The 6460-nt window shown below is 70.0% G+C and carries 5 protein-coding genes; 2 read left to right on the top strand and 3 right to left on the bottom strand.

Features of this window, described 5'->3' with window-relative positions; genetic code table 11:
• Nucleotides 1–109: 109 nt before the first annotated feature.
• Both AC068B_RS37085 and AC068B_RS37080 read right to left on the bottom strand, forming a co-directional pair.
• Nucleotides 110–766, bottom strand: coding sequence for an MBL fold metallo-hydrolase (locus AC068B_RS37085; RefSeq protein ID WP_468560457.1), 657 nt, complete (start codon nucleotides 764–766; stop codon nucleotides 110–112).
• Between the two features lie 10 nt (nucleotides 767–776).
• On the bottom strand, nucleotides 777–1460 hold the full coding sequence (locus tag AC068B_RS37080) for a maleylpyruvate isomerase family mycothiol-dependent enzyme (RefSeq protein ID WP_478675880.1): 684 nt from the start codon (nucleotides 1458–1460) through the stop codon (nucleotides 777–779).
• 230 nt (nucleotides 1461–1690) lie between these two features.
• Between AC068B_RS37080 and uvrA the strand changes: the two genes are divergently transcribed.
• Together uvrA and AC068B_RS37070 are read left to right on the top strand one after the other, a co-directional pair.
• Nucleotides 1691–4828 carry an excinuclease ABC subunit UvrA gene (uvrA, locus tag AC068B_RS37075; RefSeq protein WP_478675879.1) on the top strand — a complete coding sequence of 1046 codons (3138 nt, stop codon included), beginning with the start codon at nucleotides 1691–1693 and terminating at the stop codon, nucleotides 4826–4828.
• A gap of 144 nt (nucleotides 4829–4972) precedes the next feature.
• Entirely contained in the window at nucleotides 4973–5737 is a 765-nt protein-coding gene (locus tag AC068B_RS37070) for a crotonase/enoyl-CoA hydratase family protein (RefSeq protein WP_478675878.1), read from the top strand.
• Nucleotides 5738–5799: 62 nt separating this feature from the next.
• On the opposite strand, the gene AC068B_RS37065 is transcribed toward AC068B_RS37070, so the two are convergent.
• Entirely contained in the window at nucleotides 5800–6381 is a 582-nt protein-coding gene (locus tag AC068B_RS37065; protein WP_478675877.1) for a YceI family protein, read from the bottom strand.
• Nucleotides 6382–6460 lie beyond the last annotated feature (79 nt).

Raw genomic sequence — 6460 nt, 5'->3', positions numbered from 1 at the left:
CCTGCACACCTACAACCACCACCGCAGCCACACCGCACTCGGCGGCCACCCACCCATCACCCGCGTCAACAACCCCGCGGGTCAATACACCTAGGTCACCCGTTCCGCTTCACCAGCCCCGCGCGCGCCACTCGGCAAGATGCGGCCGCTCGGCGCCGAGCGTCGTGTCGCCGCCGTGGCCGGGGTAGACCCACGTCTCGTCCGGCAGCGTCCCGAAGATCTTCGTCTCGACGTCGTCGATGAGGCTCGCGAAGGCCTTCGGGTCCTTCCACGTGTTGCCGACGCCGCCCGGGAAGAGGCAGTCGCCGGTGAACACGTGCGGGTGGCCGTGCGGGTCGTCGTAGACCAGCGCGATCGAACCCGGGGTGTGGCCCACCAGGTGCCGCGCGGTCAGCGTGACGCGGCCGACCGTGACCGTGTCGCCGTCGTCCACCAGGACGTCCGTCGGGACGGGGATGCCGGTGGCGTCCTCGCGGCCCGCGTACGTCCGCGCGCGGGTGGCCCCGACGACGGCGGCCAGGGCCTGCCAGTGGTCGCCGTGCTGATGCGTGGTGACGACGGACGCGATGCCGTCGTCACCGATCAGCGTCAGCAGCGTCCCGGAGTCGTTCGCCGCGTCGATCAGCAGCTGCTCGCCGGTGGCCCGGCAGCGCAACAGGTAGGCGTTGTTGTCCATCGGCCCGACCGCGACCTTCGAAATCATCAGGTCCGGCAGCTCGTGCACATCCGCGGGCCCGCCGACCTTCACCGCTCCGCTGTACGTCATGTGCGTCAGCCTATAGCGGGGGCAGGGACGGAAGGAGGCCCCCTTCGGCCGTGAGCGCGGAGCCGTCACGGCGACCCGCCAGCCAGCCGACCAGCTCGGGCGGGGTCCCGGAGACGGTGATCTCGGGATGACCCTCCCGGCCGGTGCTCCACGCGTGCGTGCCGTCCGTGAGCAGGGTGGGCGGGACGTCGGGGTTCCCTGAGAAGCGTGCCGTCAGGAACGCGATCTCCCGCTGCACGAACTCCTCGGGCAGGTCCTCCAGGTCGTATCCGATGCCGAGGTCCACATGGTGCAGCTCCACCTCGACCCAGCGCCGGAAGGGCACCCGGGACGCGGAGTCGGTGATGCCGTTGCGCAGCTCCACCGTGCGGGACCAGTCGGCGGGGCGCTCGCCCTCGGCCAGGAAGCGGGCCCCGCTCTCGCGCACGTCCGCCAGCTGCGCGTCCAGCGGCCGCGGCGCATCCCGGTCGATGTCCCCGTCGCGCGCCTGCGCGCTCTCGTACATCGGGCGCCCGGCGAGGACGTTCACCAGCGCGTCCGCGTTCCGCGCGATGTGGGCCAGGACGTGGCCGCGGCTCCAGCCGGGAAGCCGTGACGGCTCGGCAGTCGAATCGTTGTTCAGTTTTGCCGCTGCGCTGAGCAGTCGGTCGGTCGCGTCACGTACAGACGCCAGGTCGCGCACATGATCAATCATGCGGTCGACGATAGCTGTGCCACACGTTCGGGTGAAGGGCTCCGAACCCGCCCTCAAATCGAATACACGTGCTATATGGTCGAGGACGGCATCGGGCATTCTTGAAGGTCCGGGTTTGTTGTGTAGGTGGAACCAGGGAAGCAGCCCGGCGTTGTCAGTGGCTCGCCCTAGTCTGTGAACGACGGGGGTTCTGCCCCCTGTCTCTTCTCTCAAGAAAGGTGCGGACCGGCGTGGCCGACCGTCTCATCGTCCGTGGCGCGCGCGAGCACAATCTCAAGAACGTCTCGCTCGACCTCCCGCGTGACTCCCTCATCGTGTTCACCGGACTCTCCGGGTCGGGCAAGTCCTCGCTCGCGTTCGACACGATCTTCGCCGAGGGCCAGCGGCGGTACGTCGAGTCGCTGTCCTCGTACGCCCGACAGTTCCTGGGCCAGATGGACAAGCCCGATGTCGACTTCATCGAGGGACTCTCGCCCGCGGTCTCCATCGACCAGAAGTCGACCTCGCGCAACCCGCGCTCGACGGTCGGCACCATCACCGAGGTATACGACTACCTGCGCCTGCTCTTCGCGCGCATCGGTAAGCCGCACTGTCCCGAGTGCGGCCGCCCGATCTCCCGGCAGTCGCCGCAGGCCATCGTCGACAAGGTCCTCGAACTGCCCGAGGGCAGCCGTTTCCAGGTCCTGTCGCCGTTGGTCCGCGAGCGAAAGGGCGAGTTCGTCGACCTCTTCGCCGACCTCCAGACGAAGGGGTACTCCCGCGCGCGGGTCGACGGCGAGACGATTCAGCTCTCCGAGCCGCCCACGCTCAAGAAGCAGGAGAAGCACACCATCGAGGTGGTCGTCGACCGCCTCACGGTGAAGGACTCCGCCAAGCGCCGCCTCACCGACTCCGTGGAGACCGCCCTCGGCCTCTCCGGCGGCATGGTCGTGCTCGACTTCGTCGACCTCCCCGAGGACGACCCCGAGCGCGAGCGGATGTACTCGGAGCACCTCTACTGCCCGTACGACGACCTGTCCTTCGAGGAGCTGGAGCCCCGCTCCTTCTCCTTCAACTCGCCCTTCGGCGCCTGCCCGGACTGCACCGGCATCGGCACGCGCATGGAGGTCGACCCCGAGCTGATCGTCCCGGACGAGGACAAGTCGCTCGACGAGGGCGCCATCCACCCCTGGTCGCACGGCCACACCAAGGAGTACTTCGGCCGACTCGTCGGAGCCCTCGCCGACGCCCTCGGCTTCTCCACGGACATGCCCTGGGCCGGGCTCCCGCAGCGCGCCAAGAAGGCCCTCCTCAACGGCCACAAGACCCAGATCGAAGTCCGCTACCGCAATCGGTACGGGCGGGAGAGGGTCTACACCACCGCCTTCGAAGGCGCCGTCCCCTTCGTCAAGCGCCGCCACAGCGAAGCCGAGAGCGACGCAAGCCGCGAGCGCTTCGAGGGGTACATGCGCGAGGTGCCCTGCCCCACCTGTGAGGGCACCCGCCTCAAGCCGATCGTCCTGGCCGTCTCGGTCATGGGGAAGTCCATCGCCGAGGTCTCCGCGATGTCCATCAGCGACTGCGCGGACTTCCTCGCCGAGCTGAAGCTGGGCGCCCGCGACAAGAAGATCGCCGAGCGCGTCCTCAAGGAGGTCAACGAACGGCTGAGGTTCCTGGTCGACGTCGGCCTGGACTACCTCTCGCTGAACCGCGCCGCGGGCACCCTCTCCGGAGGCGAGGCCCAGCGCATCCGCCTGGCCACCCAGATCGGCTCCGGCCTGGTCGGCGTGCTGTACGTCCTGGACGAGCCGTCCATCGGCCTCCACCAGCGCGACAACCACCGCCTGATCGAGACCCTCGTCCGCCTGCGCGACATGGGCAACACGCTCATCGTCGTCGAGCATGACGAGGACACCATCAAGGTCGCCGACTGGGTCGTCGACATCGGTCCCGGCGCGGGCGAGCACGGCGGCAAGGTCGTGCACAGCGGCTCCATGAAGGAGCTGCTCGCCAACGACAAGTCGATCACCGGGCAGTACCTGTCGGGCAAGCGGGTCATCCCGGTCCCCGACCTGCGCCGCCCGGCCGACCCGTCCCGGCAGCTCACGGTGCACGGCGCCCGCGAGAACAACCTCCAGGACATCGACGTCTCCTTCCCGCTCGGCGTCCTCACCGCGGTCACGGGCGTCTCAGGCTCGGGCAAGTCGACGCTCGTGAACGACATCCTGTACACGCACCTGGCAAGGGAGTTGAACGGCGCCCGTTCCGTTCCAGGACGACACACGCGTGTGGAGGGCGATGACCTCGTCGACAAGGTCGTGCACGTCGACCAGTCGCCCATCGGCCGCACCCCGCGGTCGAACCCGGCGACGTACACCGGAGTCTTCGACCACGTCCGCAAGCTCTTCGCGGAGACCACGGAGGCGAAGGTGCGGGGTTACCTCCCCGGGCGCTTCTCCTTCAACGTCAAGGGCGGTCGCTGCGAGAACTGCTCCGGTGACGGCACGATCAAGATCGAGATGAACTTCCTCCCGGACGTGTACGTGCCGTGCGAGGTCTGCCACGGCGCGCGCTACAACCGCGAGACGCTGGACGTGCACTACAAGGGCAAGTCCATCGCCGAGGTCCTCGACATGCCGATCGAGGAGGGGCTCGCCTTCTTCGAGGCCGTGCCCGCCATCGCCCGTCACCTGAAGACGCTCAACGACGTCGGCCTCGGCTACGTGCGCCTCGGCCAGTCGGCGCCCACGCTCTCCGGAGGCGAGGCCCAGCGCGTGAAGCTGGCCTCCGAGCTCCAGAAGCGGTCGACAGGCCGGACCGTGTACGTCCTCGACGAGCCGACCACCGGTCTGCACTTCGAGGACATCAGCAAGCTGATCACGGTCCTCTCCGGCCTGGTCGACAAGGGCAACACGGTCATCGTCATCGAGCACAACCTCGACGTGATCAAGACCGCGGACTGGGTCGTCGACATGGGCCCCGAGGGAGGCAACGGCGGCGGTTGGGTCATCGCCGAGGGCACGCCCGAGGAGGTCGCGGGGGTACCGGCCAGCCACACCGGCAAGTTCCTGCGGGACATCATCTCGGCGGACCGGATCAGCGACGCGCTGCCCTCGCAGGGGCGTGGCGCCGCCAAGAAGGCCACCGCGAAGAAGGCGGCCGCGAACAAGGCACCCGCCAAGAAGGCTCCCGCGAAGAAGGCCGCCGCCAAGAAGGTGGTGGCGGCGAGCGCCACGGCCACGAAGGAGACGGCCACCGCCAGGACGGGGACCGCCGCCAAGAAGACGGCGGCCACGGAGAAGCCGACCGCCACGAAGAAGGCCGCCGCCAGGACGGCCGCCTCCAAGAAGGCTGTCGCGAAGAAGACGACGAGGGCCCGCAAGGCCTGACCGCCGCCACGCACCGGGGACCCGACCGGGGTCCATGGACGGAGCGCCCCGCCCCTTACCAGGGGCGGGGCGCTCCGCGCGTACGGGGAGCGGGGGCCCGAACACACCTTGTCCGGCGCCCCGTTCCCGTGGTCGGCTTGTCCCATGCCCGTACGCAGCGAACGCGCAGGCCCCATCACCACCATCGTGCTGTCCCGCCCCACCGCGCGAAATGCCGTCGACGGTCCCACCGCCCGCGCCCTCGCCGACGCCTTCCGCGCCTTCGACGCTGACCCGGACGCCGCCGTCGCCGTGCTGTGGGGCGAGGGCGGCACCTTCTGCGCGGGTGCCGACCTCAAGGCCATCGGCACCCCGGACGGCAACAGAGTGACCGAGGACGGGGACGGCCCCATGGGCCCCACCCGGATGCGCCTGTCGAAGCCGGTGATCGCGGCGATCTCCGGCCACGCCGTCGCGGGCGGCCTCGAACTCGCACTCTGGTGCGATCTGCGCGTCGCCGACGAGGACGCCGTCCTCGGGGTGTTCTGCAGACGCTGGGGCGTACCGCTCATCGACGGCGGGACGGTGCGGCTGCCCCGGCTGATCGGCGAGGGCCGCGCCCTGGACCTGATCCTGACCGGCCGCCCCGTCGGCGCCGCGGAGGCGCTCGGGATGGGCCTGGTCAACCGGACCGTGCCCCCGGGCACCTCGCGTGCCGCGGCCGAGCGGCTCGCTGCCGAGATCGCCGCGTTCCCGCAGACCTGTATGCGGCGCGACCGGCTCTCCGTACTCGAACAGGGCGGCCGGTCCGAAGAGGAAGCGATGGCGGGTGAGCTGGCCCATGGCCTGCACTCCCTGGCCGAGGCGGCTCAGGGGGCGGCGCGCTTCGCCGCGGGGGCGGGACGGCACGGGGCGTTCAACGGCCGCTGACGGCGGCGCCGTGCCGCGATACCGCCTACCGCAGTACTGCCTGACGCCGCACCACCGTGTGCTCACCGCTTCGCGGCAGCCTCCGCAGGCTCCAGGAACTGCATGTCCAGCTGGATCTTCACGACCTCGCCGAGCAGCCCCGGGGCGAAGTCGAGCCCGAACTCGCTGCGGCGGATCTCGCCTGTCGCCTCGAACCCCGCGTGCCTGCGCTCCTGACCGGGGAAGATCTCGACGCCCCCGAACTCCACGGCCAGCGTCACCGGCCTGGTCACCTCGCCGATGGTCAGCGCGCCCTCCATGACCCACTCCTCGTCCGCGCCCGCGATCCGTGCCGAACGGAACGTCATCGTGGGCCGCTTCTCGACGTCGAGCAGCTCCGAGCTGAGCACGTGCCCGTCCCGGTCCTTGTTGCCCGTGTCGATCGAGGCGAGCGCGATGGTGGCCGTCACCGAGGAGTCCTCGGCCCGCTCACCCACCACCAGCTCGGCCTGCACATCGGTGAAACGGCCGCGCACCTTGGAGATGCCGAGGTGGCGGATGGCGAAGTTGACCGCGGAGTGCAGGGGCTCGATCTCCCAGACCCCGGCGGCCAGGGGCAGCGCGGGTGCGGCGGAGCGGGACGTGTCGGTCGTCTTAAGAGTCATGTGCCCACCTTGCGGCGGGTCCCGGCCGGGAGGGAGGCCGAGCCGAGGCTGGTAGTGACAGGGCCACGATCCGGACCGG

The sequence above is a fragment of the Streptomyces sp. NPDC042371 genome (genome assembly GCF_056437465.1).
This window is presented reverse-complemented; position numbering and strand designations above follow the sequence as displayed.

Coding starts and splice junctions, on each gene's coding strand:
- AC068B_RS37085 (WP_468560457.1), bottom strand. CDS start 766: ATGACGTACAGCGGAGCGGTGAAGGTCGGCGGGCCCGCGGATGTGCAC.
- AC068B_RS37080 (WP_478675880.1), bottom strand. CDS start 1,460: ATGATTGATCATGTGCGCGACCTGGCGTCTGTACGTGACGCGACCGAC.
- AC068B_RS37070 (WP_478675878.1), top strand. CDS start 4,973: ATGCCCGTACGCAGCGAACGCGCAGGCCCCATCACCACCATCGTGCTG.
- AC068B_RS37065 (WP_478675877.1), bottom strand. CDS start 6,381: ATGACTCTTAAGACGACCGACACGTCCCGCTCCGCCGCACCCGCGCTG.